The sequence below is a fragment of the Amycolatopsis sp. NPDC051716 genome, from assembly GCF_040681595.1.
In the GTDB taxonomy this organism is placed as follows: Bacteria; Actinomycetota; Actinomycetes; order Mycobacteriales; family Pseudonocardiaceae; genus Amycolatopsis.
This window is the reverse complement of record NZ_JBFAZA010000057.1, coordinates 1-3,101: the sequence shown is the minus strand read 5'-3', so window position 1 is coordinate 3,101 and position 3,101 is coordinate 1. Positions and strand designations below refer to the sequence as shown.

Here is a 3,101-nt window from a genome sequence, read left to right as displayed (position 1 = left end):
CGGGGCGGGTGGGGGGGCGGGTTGGTGGTGTGGCCGCCAAACACGGGGTTTTCCCCGACCCCCCCCCCCCCCCCCCCCGGCGGGCGGGGGCGGGGGGGGGCCCCCCCCCCCCCCCCCCCCACAACCGGGCTGGCGTGGCGGATCCCGTCGGGGGTGTTCTCGTGCGCGACGTTCGGGTACAGGAACAGCCGGTAGAGGCCGGAGTACAGCGTGGTCCGCTGGTCCTCGGTGGCGCCTTCGACCTCGACGCGGCCGAGCTCCTCCTGCCACCGCCGTCTGGCCTGGGCCTTGACCTGCTCGAACGTCGTCCCGGCCGGGATTTCCAGCTCCAGGTTGCGCCGGGCCTGGGCGAGGCTGATCAGCGACGTCGCGATCCGCAGCGTGACGTCGGGTCCGTCGAACTCGAAGTAGCCCGAGACCCGCCGCCACGGCGGGAAGCGGACCTTGGCGCCGCGGGTGGCCGGGGCGTCGGTCACGGCGTAGACGAACATCCGGCGCGCCCCGGCCGACAGCCGGGAGCGGACTCCGGTGTACCCGCTGATCACCCCGGTGTCGGGGTTCAGGCGCAGCCGGCCGCGGTTGCGGGCGTTGTCGAACAGCAGCCAGCCGTGCTTGTCCGGGAAGGTGAACCGCATGATCGCCGCGTGCGAGGTGGGCGCGAGGTCGGCGGTCATCCCGTTGGCGAACCGGACGCCGTAGTGGTGCGGTGCGTCGGTCTCGTCGTCGTGGCTGAAGGCCAGGGCCCGGTTGCGGCGGTCGCGCTCGACCGGGCCGGTGCCGGGCATGACGTGGAAGGTGTGCCGGTCGCCCATCCACGGGCTCGGCTGGTGCGACAGCGCGAACGCCTGCAGCGCGGGCCGGTTCCGGTCGTCGTTGTGGCGGTGGTAGGAGTAGAGCCAGTTGGTCACGCCGGCGTCGGTGACCGGGGTCCAGAAGTTGAACCCGTGCGGTACGGCCGTGGCCGGGAAGGTGTTGCCGCGGGAGAAGTCGCCGCTGGAGTGCGTGCCGCGGGTGGTGCGGACGCAGTCGACGGGGTCGCGCGGCGGCTCGGGGCGGTCGGCGACGCGGACGTCGTCGAGCCAGCCGGTGATCTCCGTGGGCGCGTCGGTGCGCAGCACGATCCGGCTGATCCGGCGCCCGGCGAAGGCCCCCAGCGGGCGGCGGACGAGGTTCCACTGGTCCACCCACAGCGTCTTGTCGTCCACCGGGGCGAACCCGGCGGAGGTGCCGTCGGCGAACTCGACGTCGAGGCTGACCCGGGTGGCGTGGTAGGCGGGGATCTCACCGTCGGCGACCGGGAAGACCACATAGGACAGCTCGGTGTGCCGGGTGACGGGCACGTCGAGTTCGAACAGGACAGCGCGGGGCCGGGCCGTGTAGCGCAGAGCGCGGGTGCCGGTGAAGCCCACACCGGTCTTGGCCGTGGGGGAGCGGTCCGGGCCGTCGCCGACGTGCAAGGCGGCATCCGCCGGCTGCGGGTCACCGCTTTCGAAGGACGAGAAGAACACGGCGTCGGACATGCGCCCACCGTAACGGCCACCGAACGGCGCAGCGTGCTGAAACACTGCTGCCCGCACCGGCGCGGGCAGCAGTGTCCATTTCAGGCGACGGCGGTGCCCTCCAGCTCGACCAGCTGGCCCGGGATCGCCAGCCGGCTCACCCCGAGCATCGTGGTGGCCGGGGCCACCCCGGCGGCACCCAGCCGGGTCGCCAGCACGCGGTAGTGCGGGAACAGCCCGTCGACGTCGGTGGTGTAGACGGTGAGCCGGACCAGGTGCGCCAGGGACATGCCCGCCTCGGCGAGCACGGCTTCCAGGTTGTCCAGGCTCACCGCGAGCTGGGCGCCGATGTCCCCCTCGTGCCGCGGCTTGCCTTCGGCGTCCGTCGACGTCTGCCCGGAGCAGTACAGGGTGCGGGTCTGCCCGGAGACCACCTCCCCCTGGTTGAAGCCCAGCTCCAGCGACCACGTCACCGGGTTGACCGCCGTTCGTTCCAGTGCCACATCAGCTCCGTTCGTTGCGAGTACTGCGCGAAGGAGCTTTCCGGCCAATCACGACATCCTCTGTCGTGTATTCGCTACGGTCTCGAGGTGCGTGCCGACCGGCTGGTCTCCCTGGTGCTGCTGCTGCGACAGCGCGGCCGGTCGACCGCGGACGCGCTGGCCCGCGAGCTGGAGGTGTCCACCCGCACGGTGCTGCGCGACATCGACGCGCTGTCGGCGGCGGGCGTTCCGGTCTACGCCGAACGCGGCCGCTACGGCGGGTTCGCGCTGCTGCCCGGCTTCCGGACCGAGCTCACCGGGCTGAACCACGACGAGGCACTGGCCCTGCTGACCACCGGGCGCGCGTTCGGCCTCGGCCCGGCACTGGCGTCAGCGGTGCGCAAGGTGGCCGACGCGCTGCCCGAAACCCACGTGGTCACGGCCGGGCGCTTCCTCGTCGAGCCCGAGACGGACCTGCTCTCCCGCCGTCCCGAGCCCGAGGAGGTGGACCCCGCGACGATGCTCGAGGTCCGCCGCGCCGTCCTCACCGGCCACCGGCTGCGCCTGCACTACGCGGCCACGGGCCAGGAGCCGCGGTGGCGCACGGTGGACCCGATCGGCCTGGTCACCGTCCGCGACCGCGGCTACCTGCTGGCGACGAGAGCGGGCGCGGACCGGACGTACCGGCTGTCGCGGATCCTGGCCGCCGAATCGCTGGACGAACCGGCCGAGCGGCCGGGCGAGGTCGACCTGGACCGCATCTGGCGGCAACGCCGCACCGCCTTCCTCGCCGACGGCCACCTGACCGTGCGGGTCCGGGTGCGGCCGGCCCGCCGGGAAGACCTGCTGAGCGCGGCGGTGGCGGTCCGCGCGGAGGAACCCGAGGAAGACGGGTGGCTGCGGCTCGAGGTCACCTACCAGGACGCCTGGCACGCGGAGTGGGCGCTGTGGCAGCTGGGCACGGACGCCGAAGCCCTGGCGCCGGAGTCGCTGCGCACCGCCTTGCGCGAACGGGCGATGGCGATCGCCGACCGCTACACCGACGCGCCCTGACCCTCCCACGGCTTGGAACGTCGCGAATGACTCATTCGGGACCGCGGAGGTCCCGAATGAGTCATTC

The 3,101-nt window shown here is 73.1% G+C and carries 3 protein-coding genes; 1 reads left to right on the top strand and 2 read right to left on the bottom strand.

Annotated elements, in window-relative coordinates; genetic code table 11:
- Both AB0M30_RS44405 and AB0M30_RS44400 read right to left on the bottom strand, forming a co-directional pair.
- The coding region (locus AB0M30_RS44405; protein WP_364597752.1) for a glycoside hydrolase domain-containing protein at window positions 1–1,520 on the bottom strand (1,520 nt) is incomplete at its 3' end.
- Between the two features lie 80 nt (window positions 1,521–1,600).
- Entirely contained in the window at window positions 1,601–1,996 is a 396-nt protein-coding gene (locus AB0M30_RS44400; RefSeq protein ID WP_364597844.1) for a RidA family protein, read from the bottom strand.
- Between the two features lie 93 nt (window positions 1,997–2,089).
- On the opposite strand from AB0M30_RS44400, the gene AB0M30_RS44395 reads away from it, so the two are divergent.
- The gene (locus tag AB0M30_RS44395; protein WP_364597750.1) at window positions 2,090–3,034 is read left to right on the top strand and encodes a WYL domain-containing protein; all 945 of its coding nucleotides are present in this window, start codon (window positions 2,090–2,092) and stop codon (window positions 3,032–3,034) included.
- Window positions 3,035–3,101 lie beyond the last annotated feature (67 nt).